The organism is Magnetococcales bacterium, from assembly GCA_015231925.1.
Taxonomy (GTDB): Bacteria; Pseudomonadota; Magnetococcia; order Magnetococcales; family JADGAQ01; genus JADGAQ01.
Window position 1 is genome coordinate 1 of record JADGAQ010000060.1, and the last position, 21,239, is coordinate 21,239.

At 63.0% G+C, this 21,239-nt stretch carries 23 protein-coding genes; 12 read left to right on the plus strand and 11 right to left on the minus strand.

The genetic code is table 11. The annotated features are described in order from the left end of the window. From HQL56_08595 to HQL56_08635, 9 genes are all read right to left on the minus strand, one after another. Positions 1-330: TetR/AcrR family transcriptional regulator (locus HQL56_08595; protein ID MBF0309571.1), on the minus strand; the 330-nt coding region annotated here is incomplete at its 3' end. An 81-nt stretch (positions 331-411) separates the two neighbouring features. After that, the gene (locus tag HQL56_08600) at positions 412-840 is read right to left on the minus strand and encodes an Rrf2 family transcriptional regulator (protein MBF0309572.1); all 429 of its coding nucleotides are present in this window, start codon (positions 838-840) and stop codon (positions 412-414) included. Positions 841-1,020: 180 nt separating this feature from the next. Beyond that, positions 1,021-2,271: a nucleoside:proton symporter gene (locus tag HQL56_08605; protein MBF0309573.1), complete on the minus strand. Its 1,251-nt coding sequence runs from the start codon at positions 2,269-2,271 to the stop codon at positions 1,021-1,023. Continuing rightward, the gene (locus HQL56_08610) at positions 2,258-3,016 is read right to left on the minus strand and encodes a tRNA threonylcarbamoyladenosine dehydratase (GenBank protein ID MBF0309574.1); all 759 of its coding nucleotides are present in this window, start codon (positions 3,014-3,016) and stop codon (positions 2,258-2,260) included. Before HQL56_08610 ends, HQL56_08605 begins: the two co-directional genes overlap by 14 nt. Next, positions 3,017-3,784, minus strand: coding sequence for a TatD family hydrolase (locus HQL56_08615; protein ID MBF0309575.1), 768 nt, complete (start codon positions 3,782-3,784; stop codon positions 3,017-3,019). It abuts the gene before it with no gap. A gap of 86 nt (positions 3,785-3,870) precedes the next feature. Then, a complete protein-coding gene (locus HQL56_08620; protein MBF0309576.1) occupies positions 3,871-4,479 on the minus strand; it encodes a nitroreductase family protein in 609 nt (202 codons plus the stop codon). A gap of 22 nt (positions 4,480-4,501) precedes the next feature. Further along, positions 4,502-5,083: a YceI family protein gene (locus tag HQL56_08625; GenBank protein MBF0309577.1), complete on the minus strand. Its 582-nt coding sequence runs from the start codon at positions 5,081-5,083 to the stop codon at positions 4,502-4,504. A 32-nt stretch (positions 5,084-5,115) separates the two neighbouring features. After that, positions 5,116-5,640, minus strand: a complete 525-nt coding sequence (locus HQL56_08630; GenBank protein ID MBF0309578.1) for a cytochrome b — start codon at positions 5,638-5,640, stop codon at positions 5,116-5,118. A 17-nt stretch (positions 5,641-5,657) separates the two neighbouring features. Continuing rightward, on the minus strand, positions 5,658-6,356 hold the full coding sequence (locus HQL56_08635; protein MBF0309579.1) for a pirin family protein: 699 nt from the start codon (positions 6,354-6,356) through the stop codon (positions 5,658-5,660). Positions 6,357-6,529: 173 nt separating this feature from the next. On the opposite strand from HQL56_08635, the gene HQL56_08640 reads away from it, so the two are divergent. The 4 genes from HQL56_08640 to HQL56_08655 all read left to right on the plus strand — a co-directional run bounded on the left by HQL56_08640 (position 6,530) and on the right by HQL56_08655 (position 13,267). Next, complete coding sequence (locus HQL56_08640) at positions 6,530-7,438, plus strand: LysR family transcriptional regulator (GenBank protein MBF0309580.1); 909 nt, start codon at positions 6,530-6,532, stop codon at positions 7,436-7,438. 152 nt (positions 7,439-7,590) lie between these two features. Then, positions 7,591-8,733: an efflux RND transporter periplasmic adaptor subunit gene (locus HQL56_08645; GenBank protein MBF0309581.1), complete on the plus strand. Its 1,143-nt coding sequence runs from the start codon at positions 7,591-7,593 to the stop codon at positions 8,731-8,733. A 17-nt stretch (positions 8,734-8,750) separates the two neighbouring features. Then, the gene (locus tag HQL56_08650; protein MBF0309582.1) at positions 8,751-11,870 is read left to right on the plus strand and encodes a multidrug efflux RND transporter permease subunit; all 3,120 of its coding nucleotides are present in this window, start codon (positions 8,751-8,753) and stop codon (positions 11,868-11,870) included. Further along, entirely contained in the window at positions 11,867-13,267 is a 1,401-nt protein-coding gene (locus HQL56_08655) for an efflux transporter outer membrane subunit (protein ID MBF0309583.1), read from the plus strand. The genes HQL56_08650 and HQL56_08655 overlap by 4 nt, the downstream gene beginning before the upstream one ends. Here the strand turns inward: HQL56_08655 and HQL56_08660 are convergent. Together HQL56_08660 and HQL56_08665 are read right to left on the minus strand one after the other, a co-directional pair. Further along, positions 13,234-14,049 carry an alpha/beta fold hydrolase gene (locus HQL56_08660; GenBank protein ID MBF0309584.1) on the minus strand — a complete coding sequence of 272 codons (816 nt, stop codon included), beginning with the start codon at positions 14,047-14,049 and terminating at the stop codon, positions 13,234-13,236. The two genes, HQL56_08655 and HQL56_08660, sit on opposite strands and share 34 nt — an antisense overlap. Positions 14,050-14,052: 3 nt before the next feature. Beyond that, on the minus strand, positions 14,053-14,409 hold the full coding sequence (locus HQL56_08665) for a hypothetical protein (protein ID MBF0309585.1): 357 nt from the start codon (positions 14,407-14,409) through the stop codon (positions 14,053-14,055). 188 nt (positions 14,410-14,597) lie between these two features. Here HQL56_08665 and HQL56_08670 point away from each other — a divergent pair, with 188 nt between their 5' ends. The 8 genes from HQL56_08670 to HQL56_08705 all read left to right on the plus strand — a co-directional run. Then, entirely contained in the window at positions 14,598-15,038 is a 441-nt protein-coding gene (locus HQL56_08670; GenBank protein ID MBF0309586.1) for a hemerythrin family protein, read from the plus strand. A gap of 250 nt (positions 15,039-15,288) precedes the next feature. Beyond that, on the plus strand, positions 15,289-15,900 hold the full coding sequence (locus tag HQL56_08675) for a NapC/NirT family cytochrome c (GenBank protein MBF0309587.1): 612 nt from the start codon (positions 15,289-15,291) through the stop codon (positions 15,898-15,900). Between the two features lie 22 nt (positions 15,901-15,922). Beyond that, positions 15,923-16,483 (plus strand): hypothetical protein, encoded by a 561-nt coding sequence (locus HQL56_08680; GenBank protein ID MBF0309588.1) that lies wholly within the window; start codon positions 15,923-15,925, stop codon positions 16,481-16,483. 375 nt (positions 16,484-16,858) lie between these two features. Then, positions 16,859-18,238: a DUF560 domain-containing protein gene (locus tag HQL56_08685; GenBank protein MBF0309589.1), complete on the plus strand. Its 1,380-nt coding sequence runs from the start codon at positions 16,859-16,861 to the stop codon at positions 18,236-18,238. After that, a complete protein-coding gene (locus HQL56_08690) occupies positions 18,235-19,443 on the plus strand; it encodes a FecR domain-containing protein (GenBank protein ID MBF0309590.1) in 1,209 nt (402 codons plus the stop codon). Before HQL56_08685 ends, HQL56_08690 begins: the two co-directional genes overlap by 4 nt. Before the next feature lie 99 nt (positions 19,444-19,542). Then, positions 19,543-19,818, plus strand: coding sequence for a PqqD family protein (locus tag HQL56_08695; protein ID MBF0309591.1), 276 nt, complete (start codon positions 19,543-19,545; stop codon positions 19,816-19,818). Next, positions 19,815-20,939, plus strand: a complete 1,125-nt coding sequence (locus HQL56_08700) for an ATP-grasp domain-containing protein (protein MBF0309592.1) — start codon at positions 19,815-19,817, stop codon at positions 20,937-20,939. Before HQL56_08695 ends, HQL56_08700 begins: the two co-directional genes overlap by 4 nt. Then, positions 20,939-21,239 (plus strand): diaminopimelate decarboxylase (locus HQL56_08705; GenBank protein ID MBF0309593.1); only part of this gene is annotated, 301 nt, incomplete at its 3' end. The genes HQL56_08700 and HQL56_08705, both read left to right, overlap by 1 nt.

Genomic DNA, 21,239 nt, shown 5'->3' on the forward strand with positions numbered 1-21,239 from the left:
GCCGATGACATCATAGGAACGGAACAGGGTGAGAAACTGGGCGGCAATCCGGCTCAAAGCCGTTTCGGGATGACGGGGGTCGAGAAGCTCGGGAGGCAGCGCGGCAAAAACCGTATCGGTATACTGTTCGACCACCGCCTCGAACAGGAGCTGTTTGGTGGGGAAATAGCTGTAGATGGTCACCTTGGAGACGCCCGAAGCCTGGGCCACGGCCTCCACGCTGGTGCGTTCGAACCCCAGCTCGCAAAATTGCCGCGCGGCGGATTGCAGCACACGCCTCATGCGTTCGGGGTCACGGGGGCGACCGCGTGGGGAAACAGCCGGTTTCATTGCCATCGCTTCAGGAGCCACCCAGCACATGTCCGTCGGGAGGGAAGAAGCGGGCATCATCCCACAGTTGCCGTCCCCGGCTCAATAGGTCGGGGAGGCTTTGGCGCTGACCGGGGCCAGCAGATCTTCCAGAGTGGTCTCCTCCAGAAGGGCGTTGATGGCGCCGTTGAGGCGCATCCAATGGCCTTTGGGCAAACACGCCTCCAGAAGGGCGCACTCCGCGCCGGAGCGGCAACAGGTGGTCAAGGCCAACGGCCCCTCCATGGCTTCGACAACCTGTTTCAGGGTGATTTCCGCAGGCGGACGCGCCAGGAGAAAGCCGCCGTGTCGCCCCTTGCGGGAGATCAGCAACCCCTGTCGCGCCAGGATTTGCAGCAACTTGCGAATGGTGGTGAAGGCCAATGGAATGGTGGCGGTCAGTTCCACGGCTCTCCGGGGGGTTTGGGGCTCCACCGCCAGATGGGTCATCAACAACGTGGCATAATCGGTCAGTCGATTGATGGGCATCATGGTCGTATTCCTCCTGCACGAAGCCGTTCCGCATCGCGTTCGACCTGCATTTCGAGACGTTGCCCATCATATTGATCCATATTTTAGACACGTTGAATATTTTTATTTGCTTTTATGTTTAATTTATTTTCACTTTCGTCGGAACTTTTTCCAATATGACCCGTGCCTGCTCGCAGGGTTTCATTCGGGAGTCAGCAGGCCCACCACAGCGCCGGTCATCAGGGTGGCCAGGGTGCCGGAGAGGATCGATTTCAGGCCGAGAGCGGCGATCTCTTCGCGGCGCGAGGGCACCATGGCGCCCATGCCGCCGATGAGAATACCCAGACTGCCCAGGTTGGCGAAGCCGCACAGGGAGTAGGTCATGATCAGACGGCTGCGGGGGGAGAGGGCCTCCGACGGCAGTTGCGCCAGTTGGATGTAGGCGATGAACTCGTTGAGGACGGTTTTGCTGCCCATGAGCTGACCGGCAACGGAGGCCTCGTTCCAGGGAATGCCCGTCAGCCAGACCACCGGGGCCATGACCCAGCCCAGCATGCGTTCCAGGGAGAGGGGTGCGCCCAGCACATCCGGCAGCAGGCCGTCGAGCAGACGGTTGGCCAGAGAGACCAGTGCCACCAGCACCAGCAGCATGGCCAGAATGTTGATCAGCAGCTGAATGCCTTCGGAAACGCCACGGGTGATGGCGTCCATGGAGGTGGCGTCGAGCCGGGGAGGGGAGTAATCACCCTCGGTGGTCGGGCCATGTTCGGGAATCAGCATCAGCGCGATGAGGATGGCGGCGGGGGCGCTGATGATGGAGGCGACCAGGATATGCCCCATGGCATCGGGGATGACCGGTCCGAGAATGCCGGCATAGAGGGCCATCATGGTGCCGGCGATGGTGGCCATGCCGGCGGTCATCAGGGCGAAGAGTTCGCTACGGCTCAAACGTTCCAGGTAGGGTTTGACCAGCAGGGGGGCCTCCACCATGCCCAGGAAGATGTTGGCCGCCGCCGCGAAACCGAGGGCCCCGCCCACGCCCATGGTGCGTTGCAGCAGAAGGGAGAAGAGCCGCACCACCCGGGGCAGCACCCCCCAGTGGAAAAGCAGGGCGGAGAGGGCCGAAACCACCAGAACCAGAGGCAAGGCCTGAAAGGCCAGGATGAAGCCCGCTTCCGGATGTTCGGCGGGGAACGGGGCCTTGCCGCCCCCCAGGTAGCCGAAGACGAAGGCGGTCCCGCTGCGGGTGGCCTCCTGCAATACGCCCACCGCGTCGTTGAGCAGCAGGAAGAAACCTTTGAACAGGGGCAGGGCCAGCAGGATCCAGGCGATGCCGAGCTGCAGCCCCAGACCGGTGGCCACCACCCGCCAGGAGACGGCCTGCCGCCGTTCCGACAGCAGCCAGGCCAGAAAGGTCAGGGCCAGCAGTCCGAACAGGCTATGCAGGTTCATGGCGGCTCTCCGCGAGAGGGGCAGGGGTCAAAAGACTGCGAATGACGTTTCCGGCCAGCATCAGGCCGAAGAGGGCGGGCAGGTAGCTGATGGAGCCGTTGACGGCGCGGTCCCGGCCACTGCTCACGGGAGCGGGGGGCAGGTGGGCGGCTGCGGTTTCGCAGGACCAGACCACGGTCACCCCGCGCCCCACGCCCCGTCGGCGCAGGCGGCTGCGCACCTCCCGCGCCAGATTGCAGACCGTGGTGTCCATGATGTCGCCCACCCGGATGGCCGAGGGATCGAGGCGACCGGCGGCCCCCATGCTGCTGAACACCGGGATGCGGCGCTGCCAGGCTTCCACGATCAGACCCACCTTGCAGTTCAGGCTGTCGATGGCGTCCACCACCCGGTCGGGGGCCAGGCGATCCAGCAGTTCGCCGGTGTTGTCGGGGTTGAGAAAGGTGTCCATCAGCTCCAGACGACACTCCGGATTGATGGCCTGCAGCCGCTGCCCCACGAGGGCCACCTTTTTCCGGCCCAGGGTCTCGGTGGTGGCCGGAAGCTGACGGTTGACATCGGAGGGCTCGACGATGTCGTGGTCCAGCAGGGTCAGACGACCGATACCGGCCCTTCCCAGGGCCTCGGCGGCGAAACCGCCCACGCCGCCCACCCCGACGAGAAAGACGTGGGCCGCGCGCAGGCGTTCCACCCCTTCGTCACCCACCAGGATGCGGGTGCGTTCAAACAGTCCCGATGCCGTCATTCAAGCCTCGTCCGTCAGCCCCAGTAGCGATCGAGCCGTATTGCCCGTCACCGCGATGATATTTTCCAACGGCTTCTCCCGCAACCGCGCCAGTTCCCGAGCCACCAAAAGGAGGTGGGCGGGTTCGTTGCGCTGGCCGTCGAAACCGAAGGGGGGCAGAAAGGGGGCATCGGTTTCCAGCACCAGGAGTTCCAGGGGCAGGGTGGTGGCGATGCGGCGCACCCGTTCGGCGCGAGGCCGGGTCAGGCTGCCGCCGAAAGCGGTGCGAAAACCCAGGTCGATATAGCGTTTGGCCTGCTCCGCACTGCCGCTGAAGGCGTGAACGATACCGCCCCGTGGCAGGGGGTGGCGGCGCAGAATGGCCAGGGCCTCGTCGTGGGCCCGGCGCACATGCAGCAGGACGGGCAAGCCCCAGATCCTGGCGCGTTCCAACTGGGACCGGAAGAGATCTTCCTGAGCCGGGCGGCTCTCCGGGGGAGCCATGGCGTCGAGGCCGATTTCGCCGATGGCCACGGCGTGGTGGCCTTTCAGCCACGCCTCCAGTTGCTGCAGGGCGTCGGGGGGATGTTCCAGGGCGAAGAGGGGGTGCAACCCCGGCGCGAGATGAATGCCGGGTCCGGTCAAGGCGGCCATGCGGGGCAGGTCGTCGACCCGGACCCCCGGCACCACCCAGCCGCCCACACCCGCCTCGCGGCTGCGTTGCAGGATCGCGTCGCGGTCCTCGTCGAAGAGGGCATGATCCAGATGGCAGTGGGTGTCGATCAGCACGGCGATTCATTCCAAAAATGGCGCAAAACCCGCAGAAGAGATTCTTCTGCGGGTTGATTGCAGGCCAAGAGGGTTACATCGGTCGATCAAGCGCCAAAACGGTCCCGAATGCGCACCTCGTCGAGGGTCAGTTGGCCGCCACGGGGACGCGCCGGTTCCAGGGACTTGCCCACGGTGACGAAGAGGGCGATGAGATGATCCGCCGGCAGATTGATCAATTTGGCCACGGCGTCGAAATCGAAGCCGTCCATGGGACAGGAGTCGTACCCCATGCCCTGGGCGGCCAGCATCAGGGTCTGGGCCGCGATGCCGCAGGAGCGCATGGCCTCGTCCCGCTGCACCGACTCGCGGCCCTGGTAGTAGTGGTGAATGGCGGGCACCAGGAAATCCCGCACCTCTTGCGGCGCGTTGCGCCAATAGCGGGCCGGATCCTTGCTCCAGGCGGCCATATCGGCGCAGACCACGATCAGCAGGGAGGCGTCGGTAACCTGGGCCTGATTCCAGGAGACCTGGCGAATCGCCTGCCGCAAGGCTGCATCCCGCACCACCACGAAACGCCAGTGCTGGATGTTGAAGGCGCTGGGAGAGAGCATGGCCTGTTGCAGCAGACGATCCTCCTCTTCGGCGCTCAGGGTGTGGTTGGGATCGAAGTGCTTGACGGCACGACGGTTGGCAATAGCGGCTGCGACATCCATGATGATATCCCCCGTCAAGCGATTATTGGCGCACACCCTCGATATACAAACCCAGATCCATCTCCTCCGCAGCCGGTCCCAGGTTGCGGGTGATGCCGAAATCGGCGCGTTTCAGATGCAGGGTTCCGGCATAACCGCGACGGAAACCGCCCCAGGGATCGTTGCCGCTGCCGATGAAGCGCGCCTCGAAGGAGACCGGTTTGGTGACGCCGTGCAAAGTGAGTTCCCCGTCCACCCGGGCTTTGCCCTCCTTTTCGACGATGCGCACGCTCTTGAACTCGGCCTTGGGGTGGCTGTCCACGTCGAGGAAGTCCTTGCTGCGCAGATGCTTGTCCCGTTCCGCATGGTTGGTGTCGATGGAGGCGGTATCGACCGTCACCTGAAGGCTTCCCCCCTCGCTCTTCTCGGTGTCGATGGCGAACTGGCCCGCCACGGTGTTGAAGCGCCCCTGCAGCAGACTGAAACCCAGATGGGCGATGCTGAAGGTGACGAAGGAGTGGCCGGAGTCGATTTTGTAGGTTTCCGGAGCCGCGAACGACGGCGAGGCCGCCAACCAAACCGCACCCGCCAGAACCGCACCGTGCACGAAAGACAATTTTTTCATCATTCAGACCCCTTGAAAGAAAGAAAAGGATGTTACCACATGCGACGCAGCAGCCCGTCGCGATCGAAGAAGTGATGTTTGAGCGCCGCCGCCCCATGCAGGAGAACCAGCAGGCACAACATCACGGCCAGAATCAAATGGATCATTCCCGTCCACTCCTCCCGCCCCTTGAGCGGGGGCAACAGGGGGGGCACCTCGAACCAACCGAAAAAACTCACCGGCCGCCCGTCGGCGGTGGACATCAGGTAGCCGAAAACCGGCAGAGACAGCATCAGCAGATAGAGCGCCCAATGGGTGGCGGAGGCCGCCAGCCGTTCCCAGCCCGGCATTCCCGAAGGCAGGGGCGGGGGTGGGTGGCCCAGTCGCCAACCCAGGCGAAACAGCACCGCCACAAAGGCCACCAGCCCCAGGGAGCGGTGCCAGACCACGGAACGGTGGTAGAGCGGGTGGTAATAATCCAGATTGATGGCATAAAAACCCAGCCCGACCAGAGTGAGCAGCAGCAGGGCCATACCCCAGTGCAGCAATCTGGCCACGAGGTCGAAGCGTTCGTTCATGGCAACCTCCCCGGCCTTCACGCCAGATCGAAGAGCAGCAGTTGCGCCGCATCGAGACCCCGGAGGCGAAGTTCCCCCTCCTGGCTGCAGGCGGCTCCGTCACCCGACTTGAGGGCGCTGCCGTTGAGAAGTATCCGGCCCGAAACCATCTGCACCCAGGCATGACGACCGGGTGACAGGTCATACGATGTCTCCCGGTCCGCCTCCAGTTGCAGCACGTAGAGGCGTACATCCTGATGCACCGTCAGGGAACCCTGCGCCCCGTCCGGGGAGGCGACCAGACCGAATGTTCCCCGCCAGGCCCCGGGGGCGAAATCCCGCTGTTCGTAGCCCGGTACCAGCCCCTCCCGCTGCGGCAGAATCCAGATTTGCAGGAAGTGGGCGGCATCGGTTTCCGAGGCGTTGTATTCGCTGTGGCGAATGCCGCGCCCGGCGCTCATGCGCTGCACCGAACCGGGGTGGATCACCGACACGGCTCCCGTCGAGTCCCGGTGGGCCAGGCTGCCGGAAACGGGGAAGGAGATGACCTCCATGTCCCGGTGGCCGTGGGTGTCGAAGCCGGTTCCCGGTTGAATCCAATCCTCGTTGATGACCCGCAGACTGCGAAAGCCCATGTGGGCCGGGTCGTAATAGTGAGCGAAGGAGAAGGTGTGGCGCGTATCCAGCCAGCCGTGGTTGGCCCAACCGCGCTCCTCGGCGGGACGAAGCCTGATCATGATGGTCTCCTCCGAAACATGCCAATGAAATCGCTTTCAGCCAAGGTCCGGGAACAACCTCCGCAAGAACGCTTGCCCTGGAACAGAGCCTACCTCGTCGGCTTTGGATTGACAATCCAGCAAAATGTGGAAATATTGTTCATTAATTGGAAACAATAACGGAGAAGGGCGACATGGATCGACTCACGGCGATGGAGGTCTTCGTGCGCGTGGCGGAAGAGGAGAGTTTTTCGGCGGCGGCGCGCCGCCTGGGTCTCTCCAAAGCGGCGGTGAGCAAACACATCCAGGCGCTGGAAGAGCGTTTGCAGAGCCGTCTGTTGCAACGCACCACCCGACGCATGCAACTGACGCCGGAAGGCCGGGTCTATTTCGACAACTGTCGCCGCATCCTCAACGAGGTGAGCGTTGCGGAGGAGACCCTGGCCAACCTGCGCAGCGAGCCCTCCGGAGTGCTGCGGCTCAATGCGCCCATGTCTTTCGGGCATCTGCATCTGGCTCCGGCGGTGGCCGATTTTTTGGGCCTTTACCCGCGCCTGCAGGTCGAGATGGTGATGAACGATCGCTTCGTGGATCTGGTGGAAGAGGGCTTCGACATGGCGGTGCGCATCGGCACGCTGCAGGATACCCGGTTGATGGCTCGCAAGCTGTCGCCGATCCGTCTGGTGGCCTGCGCTTCGCCCGGCTATCTGAACCGCCGGGGGCATCCGCTCGACCCGGAGGAGCTGGCCGGTCACGACTGTCTGATCTATGCCCTGGCCGATGCCGAACAGGGACCGTGGCGCATTTTCGATCCGGACCGTTTCACCCGCCACGGCAACAACCGCCTTAAAATCAATAACGGGGATGCCCTGCGCATGGCCGCCCTGCAGGGACTGGGCATCGCCATCCTGCCCACCTTTCTGGTGGGGCGCGACCTGCAGGCGGGCACCCTGGTCACCCTTCTGGCCGACCATCCCCTGCCGGAAACCACCCTGCACGCCCTCTACCCCTCCCATCGCCAGACCTCCCCCAAGGTGCGCAGCTGCATCGATTTTCTGGCGGAACGTTTCGGCTCGCGTCCCTACTGGGATCTGGTGGAATAGTCCTGAAACTATAAAAGGTAATCACATTATAGTCTAATAAATATTAGAAACGGATTATTTTTCGCAACTATCGCTTGGATTCAGAAATGAGATGATTGAACGAGCCTGGATTTCCGTCTCACAAAGACGTAAACAATTGCAAGGAATGAATCGTGCGCACACGTTTGCCGGGCAAGGAGTCGAGTGGGGTGAAACGGTTATTGCAGTGGAGCGCTCTGTTTGCGGTGGTGTGGACCGGTGCGGTGAGTTGGGCGGATGGCCCCCCCGGCGCTCCGCCGCCTCCCGCCGTGGTCCTGGTCCCCGTGGTGCGCCAGGTGGTCACATTGAGCGAGGAAGCGCCGGGCCGGATGCTGGCCGTGCGCAGCGCCGAAGTGCGCGCCAGGGTGGAGGGTATCGTGGAGAAGCGTCTCTTCACCGAAGGCAGTCTGGTCAAGGCCAATGCGCTCCTCTACCGCCTTGACGACCGCATGCTCAAGGCCCAGGTGCAACTGGCGGAAGCGGGCCTGGCCAAAGCCGAGGCGGAGGCGGTGCTGGCCAAACAGACCCTGGACCGTCATGCCGCCCTGGTGGGCGACAACGCCGTCACCCGGCAGGAGTACGATCAGGCGGTGGCCCTGCACCGGAAAGCCCTGGCCCAGGTGGCCGAAGCCAAGGCCACCCTGAGCAAAAGCCGCATCGATCTGGACTACGCCGCCATCACCGCGCCCATCGCCGGACGGGTCGGTCGCAGTCTGGTCACCGAAGGCGCTTTGGTGGGCAAGGGCTCGGCCACCCACCTGACCACCATCGAACAGCTCGACCCCATTCAGGTCAGCTTCAGCCAAAGCAGCAACGAACTGGCCCGACTGCGTCGCGGTCTGCGGGAAGGCTCCATCCAGGCAAAGGAGGAGGCCAAAGTCACCCTGATGCTGGACGATGCCCACAGCTACGCCCACGCCGGACGGCTGCTGTTCACCGAAATGGCGGTGGATCCCCAGACCGGATCGGTGCTGCTGCGAGCCGAATTCCCCAATCCGGATCAAGAACTGCTGCCCGGCCAGTTCGTGCGGGTGCGCCTGGAAACCGGTCGCAGCGAGGCCCTGACCGTGCCGCAGGCGGCGGTGCAAACCACGCCCCAGGGGCAATCGGTGCTGATGGTGGACAAGGAGAACAAGGTCGTGGCCCGCCCGGTCAAAACCGGGGGCTTTTCCGGACCGGACTGGATCATTCGGGACGGTTTGAATGAAGGGGAACGAGTCATTCTGGAAGGTCTGCAGAAGGCCCGTCCGGGAACCGTCGTCGCACCCAAGCCGTAATTCAAGGATCGGCCATGCTGCCCAAGTTCTTTATCGACCGTCCCGTCTTCGCCTGGGTGATCGCCCTGGTGATCCTGCTCGCCGGTCTGATCGCCCTGCGCAACCTGCCGGTGGCCCAGTATCCGGAGGTCTCCCCCCCCGCCCTGGCCATCACCGCCAACTACCCCGGCGCCAACTCGCGGGTGGTGGAGGAGTCGGTCACCAGTCTGGTGGAACAGGAGATGAACGGCATCGAAAATCTCCTTTACACCGACTCCTCCAGCGACAGCCTGGGCGCCATGACCCTCAACCTCACCTTCGCCAGCGGCACCAATCTGGACGTGGCCTCGGTGGAAGCCCAGAACCGCATCAAGCGGGTGGAGGCGCGACTTCCGGAGGAGGTGCGACGCCAAGGGGTGAGCATCGTCAAATCCCGGCGCAACTACCTGCTCTTCGTCATGCTCTTCTCCCCGGACAACAGCCGGGATTTCATCGATCTGGGCAGCTTCGCCGCCGCCAACGTTCTGGAACATGTGCGCCGCGTGCCGGGGGTGGGGGACGCGGTCCTCTTCGGTACCGAATACAGCATGCGCATCTGGCTGGATCCGGCACGCCTCACCAGCCTGGGCATCTCCTCCGGCGAGGCGCTGCGCGCGGTGCAGGCCCAGAACGTGGAGCTGGCCACCGGGGAACTGGGCCAACTGCCCGCCCTGCCGGGACAGCAGCTCAACGCACCCATCGTCACCCGTGGCCGGTTGAGCAGTCTGGAGGAGTACGAAAACATCCTGTTGCGGGTCAAGCCGGACGGCTCCCGCGTGCTGCTCAAAGACGTGGCGCGGGTGGAGTTGGGGGCCCAGGACTACAACATCCGCGCCCGGCTCAACGGGCAGTCGGCGGCGGCCATCGCCGTCAAGCTGGCCCCCACCGCCAACGCCCTCGATACCGCTCGGGCCGTGCGGGCCCGCATGCAGGAGTTGCAGAGCTATTTCCCTCCGGGCATCTCCTGGGACATTCCCTACGACACCTCCCTGTTCGTGGAGATCTCCATCCATGAGGTGATGGTCACCCTGGCCGAGGCGGTGGGTCTGGTCTTTCTGGTCATGTACCTCTTCCTGGGCAGTCTGCGGGCCACCTTCATTCCGGCGGTGGTGGTGCCCGTGGCCCTGACCGGGGCCCTGGTGGGCATCTACCTGCTCGGCTATTCGGTGAACGTGTTGACCCTCTTCGCCATGGTGCTGGCCATCGGCATCGTGGTGGACGACGCCATCGTGGTGGTGGAAAACGTGGAACGGGTCATGTCCGAGGAGCATCTCACCCCCCACCAAGCCACCCACAAGGCCATGGGGCAGATCACCTCGGCCATCATCGGCATCACCCTGTCGCTTTCGGCGGTCTTCGTGCCCATGGCCTTCTTCGCGGGCAGCGTGGGGGCCATCTATCGCCAGTTCGCCGTCACCCTGGTGCTGACCATGCTCTTTTCGGCCCTCATGGCCCTGACCCTGACCCCGGCCCTCTGCGCCAACCTGCTGCACCGCAAGGACGCCGTTCACAAAGGCCTCTTCGCCCGATTCTTCACCCGTCTGACCCGGGGCTACGGCAAAAGCGTGAACGGCGTGCTCAAGCGTCCGGTGCGCGCTTTCCTGGTCTATCTGATCCTGGTGGGAGCCATGGGCTGGCTCTTCCTGCGCCTGCCCGGAGGCTTTCTGCCGGAGGAGGATCAGGGCTATTTCCTCACCATCATGCAACTGCCTCCGGGGGCCACCCAGGCCCGCACCATCGAGATTCTCTCCCAGGTGGAGAAGTACTACCTCTCCCAACCGGAGGTGGAAAAAATCGTCGGCGTCGCCGGATTCAGCTTCTTCGGTCGCGGGCAGAACGCCGCCATCACCTTCGTGCGCCTCAAACCCTGGGACGATCGTCTGGACGCGCAGCATCAGGCCACCGCCGTGGTGCAGCGGGCCAACCGCAACCTCTCCGGCATCAACCAGTCGATGATCTTCGCCATCAACGTGCCGCCGATTCCGGAACTGGCCGCCGTGGGCGGTTTCGACATCCGCATTCAGGACCGCGCCGGTCTGGGCCGCGAACGGCTCATCGAGGCCCGCAACCAGTTGCTGGGCATGGCCGGTCAGGATCCGGTCCTGGCCGGGGTCCGCCCCGAAGGACAGGAACCGGCCCCGCAACTGATGCTGGAGATCGATCGCGTCAAGGCCCAGGCCATGGGCATCGACATCGCCGACCTCAACCAGACCCTGCAAACCACCCTCGGAGTGGGCTACATCAACGACTTCAACCGCAACGGCCGCAATCTGCGGGTGCAGATGCAGGCCGACGCCTCGGTGCGCACCTCGCCGGAGGCGATATTACAGGTCAGGGTGCGCAATCGCGGCGGCGAACTGGTGCCCCTGGGTGAATTCTGTACCAGCCGCTGGACGGCCCTCTCTCCGAAACTGGACCGTTTCAACGGCATGCCCGCCATGAAGCTGGCCGGCAATCCCGCTCCCGGCCATTCGACCGGCGAGGCCATGGCCGCCATCGAACGGCTGGCCAAACAGCTTCCGCCGGGCATCGGTTACGAATGGGCGGGCACCTCCTACGAGGAACGCCTCTCCGGCAGTCAGGCCCCCATGCTCTTCGGGCTCTCCATGCTGGTGGTCTTCTTCTGCCTGGCCGCCCTTTACGAAAGCTGGTCGATTCCCTTCGCCGCCCTGCTGATCACTCCGGTGGGCATTCTGGGCGCGGTACTGGCCGTCATGGCGCGGGGCATGCCCAACGATGTCTATTTCAAGGTGGGGCTGGTGGCCATCATCGGTCTGGCGGCGAAAAACGCCATCCTGATCGTGGAGTTCGCCCGCTCCCAGCAGAGCGCGGGACAACCCCTGATCAAAGCCGCGCTGGAGGCCTGCCGTCTGCGCTTCCGCCCCATCGTGATGACCTCCCTGGCCTTCATCTTCGGCGTCTTCCCGCTGGCCGTCTCCAGCGGAGCCGGGGCCGCCGGACGCCGCGCCATCGGCACCGGCGTCATGGGAGGCATGATCGCCGCCACCCTCCTGGGTGTCTTTCTGGTACCGCTGCTTTTCGTTCTGGTGCGCAAGCTCTTTCCGGAGAAAAGACACCGTCCCGAAGAGGCCTCCCCTTTGCCGGAAGAACAACCATGACGAGAATCGCGCTGGGCAGCCTGCTGGCCATTCTGGGATTGACCGCCTGCAGCCTGATGAATCTCCCCGATCCGGCGCTGGAGCTTTCCATCCCCGCGCAGTGGCCGACCGCCGCCCTGGAGGAGAACCCGGAGGATGAGGATAAGCTGCCGGAGTGGCGTGAATTCTACGGCCACGCCGGTCTGGCGGACCTGATCGCCATCGCCCTGGAAAACAACCGGGATCTGCGCCTGGCCGCCAGCCGGGTGCGCAAAGCCGCCGCTCTGGCGGGTGTGGCCGAAAGCAACCGCTGGCCCGGCATTCAAGGCAACCTCTCCCTCTCCGCCTCGCGCACACCGGGGGATCTCAACAGCAACAAGCAGGTCTCTCTGACCCACCGTCTGGATACGGGCCTGACCTTGAGCAGCTTCGAGATCGATCTCTGGGGGCGTCTGGCCAGTCTGGACGCAGCGGAAGAGGCACGTTTCCTGGCCAGCGAAGAGGCTTTGCGCGCCGTGCGGGTGGTATTGATCGCCTCGGTGGCCGAGGCCTTCGTCTCCTGGAGGGAGGCGGTGGAGCGGGTCGAGCTGTCGACGGCGCTGGTAGCGAATCGGGAGTCGAGCCTGAACCTGACCCGGCGACGGGGAGGGGAGGGGTTGGCCTCGCGCCGCCAGGTTACCGAAGCGGAGGTGGCCCTGGAGAGCGCCCGCGCCGATCTGGCCGAGGCGGTGCGGATCCGGGAAAGCGCCCGCAACGCCCTGGAGCTGCTGCTGACCCGACCCGACGGTCTGGCGGAAACATGGCCGCCGTTGCGGGACATCGACCTGGACCGGCCCTTGTCGGCGGATTTACCGTCGGGTCTCCTGCTCAAACGTCCCGATATCGTTGCCGCAGAGAAGAAGCTGCAGGGCGCCAACGGCGATGTGGCCGCCGCCCGCGCCAACTATCTGCCCCGCATCGCCTTGACGGCGAGCGGCGGCACGGCGAGTCACGCCCTGGACGGACTCTTCGCGGCGGGAAGCGGCGCCTGGAGCTTTCTGCCCTCGGTGACGCTGCCCATCTTCGATATCAAACGCAAGCAGCAGGAGGAGATGGCCGCCGCAGCGGAACGGGACGGGCTGCTCGCCAGCTATGAAAAAGCCGTGCAGCAGGGTTTCCGCGAGGTGGCGGAATCCCTTGCGGTACAAAAATCGATACGGCAGAGGAAACACTCCCTGCACGAGGCGCTCCTCTCTCGGGAAGAGCAGCTCTCCCTGACGGGCAAGCGCCTCAAGGCGGGACTGGACGGCAAGGCCGAGCTGCTGGAGAGCGAACGCGCCGTACTTCTGGCGCGTTCCCAGGCGCTGGCGGCGGAGAAACAGGCCATCTCCGCCCGCATTCAGCTTTACAAGGTGCTGGGTGGGGGTGGCAATCCCTGACCACCCCCCGACGAAACAAAGTCGGCGATGGCCTGAAAGTAGATCGCCTGTCCCACCCACATCAGGTCGTTGTGGCCGCTGTCGGCAATGATCACCCGTTTCCGGCGCGAAGCCGGAGAGGCCTCGAAGAGGGCATAAGCGTCGCTCATCGGGATGATCTCGTCCATTTCCCCGTGCAGGATCAGAATCGGCAGGGTCAGATCGGCCATCTTGCGGTGGTTGCCGAAGCCCTGATCCTCCGTCAAACCTTGGGGAGTAAAGCCGCTCAGGCGGGTGATCAGGGGCACGGTGAAGGCGAAGGCGCTCTCCAGGATCAATCCGGCCAGCAGGGGCTGCTCCCGATGGGCGGTTTCGATGGCGGCGGCGGAACCCAGGGAGCGCCCCATGACGAAGAGGGGTCCGCTGCCGAGTCCCTCCCGACGCAACACATCGGGCATCTGCCGGAAGACCGTCACGGCATCGGCCAGCAGAGCGGAGGCGGTGGGGTGGCCGTCGCTTTCGCCGTAACCCCGATAGTCCACCACCAGGAAGTTCAGGCCCAATCGGGTGTAGATGGCGGCGATGTCGTCGTAGTCGGCGGCGATTTCGCCGTTGCCGTGCCAGAAGAGGAGGGTCGGCGCCCCCTCCGTTTCCGCTCGATGCAGTCGTCCCGCCAGGGCAACCCCCTCGGCCACGGGAAAGCGCAGGCTCCGGGTTGTCTGCCCGGCCTCGAAGGGGGAGACGCCCCTGGGATGAAAAAGAATTCTTCCGATGGCCGGATGGTCCAACAGAGAAGGGGGCATCCGTCAACGCCCCTTGTTGCGCATGTAGGCGGAGATTTGCACCACCTTGCGCCAGTCGAGAGTTTTTTCTTCCGGGGGAGGAGGGGAGACAACCTGCTGCGGAGGAGGGGGGGCCGCCACCGGGGCCTGCCGAACCACCGGGGCCACCTGGACCACCTGGGCGGCGGGTTTGACGCTCCGGACCGCCACACTCTGCCGCCGCACCTTATCCCTTGCCCGGTTCTCGGCGGAAAAGACCTGCCCCAGCGCCGCAAAGGGCAGGCGGGCCTCCCTGTCCGACAGGGGAATCGGCTTGATGCCGGTTACGGCTCTCATCTTGCGGATCAGATCCAGCATGGGATCCCGGCCCGAATTTCTCATGGCATTACCCTTCCCGAAATAACAGCCTGGAGACCACCTCTCAAAAGGTAGCGCAAACCGCAGCGTCTGCATAGGGCGACGTGTGGATCAACCTGGCCGTTTTTCAATAAAAAATATTGATTAGAATTCATTGCGCAGCTTGGTTAAGCTCCATTTTTACATAAAAAAATTCAAGGGAGGAACGATCCATGTGGCGACCGGAATTCAGCGTTGGCGTCGCACCCATCGATGACCAGCACAGGCGGCTGTTTCATATGTTCGGCCTGTTGATGGATGCGGTGCATGAGCAGCAGACGGAAAGCGTGTTGGATGATCTGTTTTTTCAGCTGAAAGGGTACGTCACCAGCCATTTCCGCTTCGAAGAGCGCCTGATGCGCAAGGCGGGATACCCGATTCTGGACGACCACGAAGTGCTGCACGACAAGATCCGGGAGAATCTCTGCGAGTTTCGCTCCCGCTTTCAAAAAGCGAGGGACGAGGAGTCGCGCAATGCGGTAATCGATGAGGTGGTCCTCTTTCTGGTCAACTGGCTGACCAGGCATATCCTGGAAGAGGATCGGCAGTACGCCTCCTATATGGACAACCCGGAAGTGCAGAGACTGGCCGCCCAGTACAGCCACGATCAATAAGACACCGGTCTGCATCATCCTTGAAGAAAGGGGAGGGGAATCGCCTCCCCTTTTTTTGTGGAAACCACTCTCCAGGCCGCTCCGAAGGCGAAAAAGAGCTTGCAGGAGGCGCATCAAAAATTCATAATGAAAGCAAATTTTTTAAAGGTATCACCCCCTTCCGGGAACGGGTTCAACGGTTTCCTCCCGTAGCGGAAAGGGTGTCATTGGTCCTGGGGACGTTTGGTTTGCGACGAAGAGGAGGTCCGAGGTGGCATCCATCCAGGGGGCGGATCCGGGATCGAACCGGTTGGCAGCCATGAAGATCGGACTGATCTTCGCGGGCGGTTTGGTGGTGGGTCTGTTGGCTTTTGCCTTCTTTCATCTGTTCCTCATGGATGGCTACACCAACAGCCTGGAAATGTGTACCTCCTGCCATGAAATGGACGGCGTCTACCAGGAGTATCAGAAGAGTACCCACTACAAGAACCCCTCGGGGGTTCGGGTGATCTGCTCCAACTGCCATGTACCCCACGGCAAAGGAGCGGGGGACTATCTGGACAAACTGCTGGACAAGATCCTGGTGGGAGGACGCCACCTCTACCATCATGTCATCGGCACCTATCCGGATGCCGCCTCCTTCGAAAAGGCCCGCTACCGCCTGGCCCAGAACGTCTTGAAAACCATGAAGGAGCGGGACTCCAAGGAGTGTCGCCAGTGCCACACTTACGAAAGCATGCAGTTTGCCGATCAGAGTCGTTTTGCCGCCAGCAAACACGAACGCACCATGAAGGACGGCGCCCAGACCTGCATCGATTGCCATGCCGGACTGGTGCATAACGAGCCCAGGGAGCCGGAGGGGACGGAAGCCACCGGAAAATGAATCGCTGTTTCGCGAGGTTGCCATGAACAAATCCGCCGGGAAAGAGTCGTCCTCCGTGAACGAGTTGCCGCAGGGAAGCTTCCCCCGCATCGGTTGGGGAAGGACGGTGGTGATTGGTCTGCTCTGCGGGCTGGTGCCGTTTGCACCGCTTCAGGCAGAACGCACCACCCAGAGGCAGGTCTATGTCCAATCGGTGGTCACCCTGTTGCGACTGCACGCCGACGCCATTCGCCAGTTATCGACTCAGAGCTTTAAATACAGCCACAACCTGACCCGGCACGTCACGGCCTTGCGCAACACCTTCGGGCTTCTCGGCCCCATGGATCTGCATGCCGCCGAGGCGACCTCCATGCAGAAGGATCACGATGGGGCTCAGCCGAAATTCAATGCGGAATCGTTTGAAAAAATGGCCGATCACTGTGTGAAGTCGATGAAGGATCTGCATCAGGCTTCCCTGGACCAGGTCGAAGGACGGGGAAGTTCCGAGGCGGTTCTGCGGGCACTGGACGAACTGCAAGGCGGTTGCACCGCCTGTCATGTCCTGCTGGACGGCGCGGCTCCGGATGTCTGGGGTCGAAAGTGATACCGGCAAGGATAATGTGCAGGACAAGGGAGCGGATTGCGTTGCGCAACCTCTATTCTGTCGCCATTTCCACCGGGCCACATGATTAATTTAAAACATATTCTATTTAATGTTATTTTATATGTCGATATCAATAACTTTTATTAGACAAGCCACACCCCCGTCATCCCGAATCAGCCCCTCCTAAGACAAACTTTCCTTGATCTTCCTTGCAAAAAACGAAGAAGCCACGTAAACTGAACGAATGCGAGGAATTTGCACCTGTAGCGAAAGCAACCCATACCGCCGGCAAAACAGACACAAGGCGGGGGGATGTGTCTTGAATTTCGGGGAACCGGGAAATTTCCATACGATAATTCCTATTGAGAGGCAATCATGGTCTGCAAAAAATCCATTGGAGGGAGAAGACGTTACCTCCTCCTGCTGCTGGCGTCGCTGCCCTGTCAGGCCTGGGGAGGTGATGAAACGACTCCGCCCTGGACTCCGGGAGTCAATCACCTGGTGGCCGGAGAGTATGCCCGGGCCGTGGCCGCACTCACCCCTTTTGAAGCGCGCTTTGCGGGCGACCCGGCCTATGACCTGGTTCTGGGCTCGGCTCTGTTCCACAGCAACGATCCGGAAGCCGCCCTGTTTCCCCTGGAACGGGTGCTGATGAACCAGCCGGGCAATGAAACCGCCCGTCTGCTTCTGGCCATGACCCTTTACAAAGCCGGGGATACCACCCGGGGTCTGGCCCAGGCGGCCAATCTGAACCTGGATCAACTCTCGCCCTTCCTGGTTTACGAGTGGCGCACCATGACCGCCCCGGTCGCCGCGCCTCCGGCTGCGGCTCCGGCTGCAACGACGGGCGCGCAACCCACCGGCAAGACCCATTGGCAGGGACATGTCCAGGTGGCCTACGGCCGGGACACCAACATCACCGTCGGTCCCAATGACGGCACCTACATCATTCCCGCCTATTCCACGACCTTTCCCATCTCCCTTGGCACCTACGAGCAGGAGCGGGACTGGGTGGGAACCCTGAGTGGCCTACTCAACGTCACCCACACCCTGGATGGCGGCCAGACCCTGTTGGGCGGTATGAGCCTGCACCAATCCCTGGCCAACGATCGCAAGGACAAGGAGGAGGGCTACGGCAACGCCTACGCCGGCGTTGCGCTGCCCGTCGGCAAGGACACCGTCACACCCGTGTTCTACTTCCAGGACTACCAGTCGGAAGGCACCCTTCTGCAACGCTACTGGGGTGCCCAGCTCACCTACACCCATCCCATGGAGAGCAACTCCCTGGGAGGCTATCTGCAATACATCGACACCTCCTATCCGGACTACCCCTCCAACAACGTCCACCGCGTGGCCCTGGGCGTGACCCACTCCATGAAGCTGACCGACAGCGCCTTCAGCTTTTCCCAGGGGCTCTACGGCGGACAGGAGAGCGCCCACGATACCGGAGCCAAAAACGTCGGGTTCAATCTGGTCGGAGCCAATCTGGGAACCGGCTATACGGTCAACCCCGACCTCTCCCTTTCGGCTTCCCTGGCCTATGAATACCGCCATCACGCTGCGGATGACCCCCTTTACTTCCAGACCCGAACCGACAATCAGCTTCAGGGGGTCTTGAGCGCGGACCAGTCCCTGGGGAAGGATTTCCACCTGATCCCCAAGGTCTCCTACACGCACTGTGACTCCAATCTGGACATGTACGCCTACGACAGGCTGAACGCCACTCTGGCACTGCAATGGACCTTCTCGAAATGAACGATACGCTGATCGTCTCCATTCGTCGTCACTCCCTTCTCGCAGCCTGGCTGCTTCTTCTCGCCCTGTTTGCAATCCTTCCGGCCCCTGCCGAAGCGGCTGACAAAGAAGGGGCCGCCTGGGTTCTGGCCTTACAGGGCAACGTCATCGTGGTGCGCCAGAATGAATGGCTGGAGCAGCCCTTGGCGCGAGGTGACGCCCTCTATCCCGGCGACACGGTTCATGCCAAGGAGGGAGAAGCCCAAATCCGCTTCAGCGACGGCGGCTATCTCAGCATCTACCCGAACTCCTCCTTCATTCTTGAGGAATATGCCTATAAACTGGGGGATATCGAAAACAACCGCTGCATCCTGAACCTGACCAGCGGCAACTTTTCGGCCCGTACCGGACGCATCGGCAAGGAGTCCGGAAAGAATTATCAGATGCGCACCAAGTTCGCCGTGCTGACGGTCAAGGGCACCAATTTTTCCGTTGGCGTGGACAAGGGACTGAACGTTTCCGTTCAGGAAGGCGCCGTGGATCTGCGCAACAAGAGCGGCTCCCATGAAGTGTCACAGGGTCGTTCCGCGCAGGTGCCCAGTTTTGCCCAACCGCCGATGATCAACACACCCGCTCCGGCCATGGGTAACATGGGGCAGCAAACCCGCGCTCCGAGCGACACATCCAAAAGCGGATCGGGGAACCAGGGCCCCGGCGCCTGGGCTGGCGGACGCTCCCAAGCCCAGGTCGGTGGAAGCTCCGGGAAAGAACCAGCCGTCGGTCCCGCAGCTCCGCCGGTTGGTCCCGCAGGGGCTCCTCAGATGGCCCCCGGCGGTCCCGGCGGTGGTCCCGGCGGTGGTCCCGGCGGCGGTCCCGGCATGGGACCGGTTGCAGGCAAACCGCCCGTCGGCGGCGCCCCGATGATGGCGCCGATGATGGCTCCTCCCATCGGCATGCCTGCCGGCTTGCCCCTGTCCGGCGGCTTTTCGGCCATTCGTCCCCCTTCCGGTCCCGGACCGGCACCCGTCGGACCCGCCATGGCCCCTCCGCCTCCCGGTGGCGTGGTGCAGCTTCGCGATCAGGTGGGCAAGGTTCTGCCAGCCCCCAATCAGGCCCCCACGGCGGGCGCCACCCTCGGCGGCCCCCGCCCGGCAGCCACCACGCCGGTTGCGGCGGCTCCCGCCCCGACCGGGTTGCCACCTACCAACATCACCCCGCCGCGTTGACGCCTCACCCCTTTCCCCCGCTGCATTCCGGCGGGGGAAAGGGGATGGCAAAGGGCTCTGTTCTGCATTATCCGGTTTGTTCGATCGAGGTTTGTTTACATGTCTGCCGAGCTTGGGGATATCTTGCGTGATCTGATCGGAAAGGACCGACTGCCCGCTCTGGCCATCAGCGCCAACGGGTTTGCCTTCGACCCGCGCTCCGGCCAAAGCTTCACCGTCAATCACACCGGCATCGACACCGTGGAGCTGCTGCTGGCCAACGGCAGCATCGAAGCCACGGTGGATGAGCTGTCCAAACGTTATGACGTACCGGTCGACGTCGTGCTGGGCGGTGTCGAAGTCTTCATTCGCCAGTTGTCCCGCTACCTGGCATGAAACACCTCTCCTGCATCAAACCCGACTGGCGCAACTGGACAGTCGGCATCACGGGGGTCAATGCCCGTCCCGACAATCCCGGACCCGGTCTGGCAGTCGCTCGTTGCCTGCGGGAATCGGTCGGCTTTTCGGGACGGCTGATCGGACTCGGCTACGAAGTCCTCGATCCGGGCCTGTACAACGCCGCCATCTTCGACGCCAGCTATCTGCTGCCCTATCCTTCCGTCGGCAGTGAAGGACAGTGGGAACGTCTGGTGGAGATCCACGCCACCGAACGGCTCGACGTGATCATCCCCTGCCTGGATGCCGAATTGAGCACCTTCGCTCACAACGAGGCCCAGTTCGCCTCCCAGGGCATTCGCATGCTGGTTCCCACCCTGGGGCAACTGCGCGCCCGCGCCAAGGATAACCTCGGCGAACTCTGCCGCCGGCTGGATCTGGATACGCCCGAAACCCTGAAGGTCTCCGATATCGGCTTCTTCGACCGCTGCCGGGAGGAGGGCTGGAGCTTTCCGCTGGTGGTCAAGGGCATCTACTACGATGCCACCGTGGTGGAGAGTCCCGACGAGGCCAAGTCGGCCTTTCATCACATCGCGGCGCAATGGGGCTATCCCGTTCTGGTGCAGCAGTTCGTCGGCGGCTACGAAGTCAATCTCACCGCCGTCGGAGACGGCAAAGGCAACATGCTGGGCCCGGTGATGATGCGCAAACGCGCCCTGACCAACAAGGGCAAGGCCTGGGCCGGCATCTCCATCCGGGACGACGAGTTGGAACGCATGGGCCGCATCATCATGGAAGGATTGAACTGGCAGGGACCGCTGGAGGTCGAAGCCTTGCGCGGTGATGACGGTCGTCTCTATCTGATCGAGATCAATCCGCGCTTTCCCGCCTGGGTCTATCTGACCAAGGGCGTCGGCTGCAACCTGCCCCAGCTCCTGCTGAGACAGATTGCCGGGGAGCATCCCACCGGTCTGCCCAGTCCCAAGCCCGGCACCCTGTTCATTCGTTATGCCGAAGAGCTGATCACCTCTCTGGAGCAGTTCCAAGCCATGATGGTCGATGGCGTGCTGATTGCCCCCGGAGAGAAGAACGCCCCACGCAATTTGATCGGGAGATCGTGATGGCCGAGAATACCGGACCACGCCGCCCCTGGGAACCGCCCTACATCACCCCCCATCGGCATGACAACAGCAAGTTCGGACGCCGCAGCCTGCGGGACAACAGCCTGCGGCACATCGACGGCGTCGATGTGGAACATCTGATGAGCCGCTTCGGCTCACCCCTGTTCATCGCCTCCGAACGGCAACTGAGGGAGAATGTGCGCCGTCTGCACGAAGCCTTCGCCCGGCACTATCTGCCCGTGGTCCACGGCTGGTCCTACAAGACCAACTATCTCAGCGCCATCTGCAACATCCTGCATC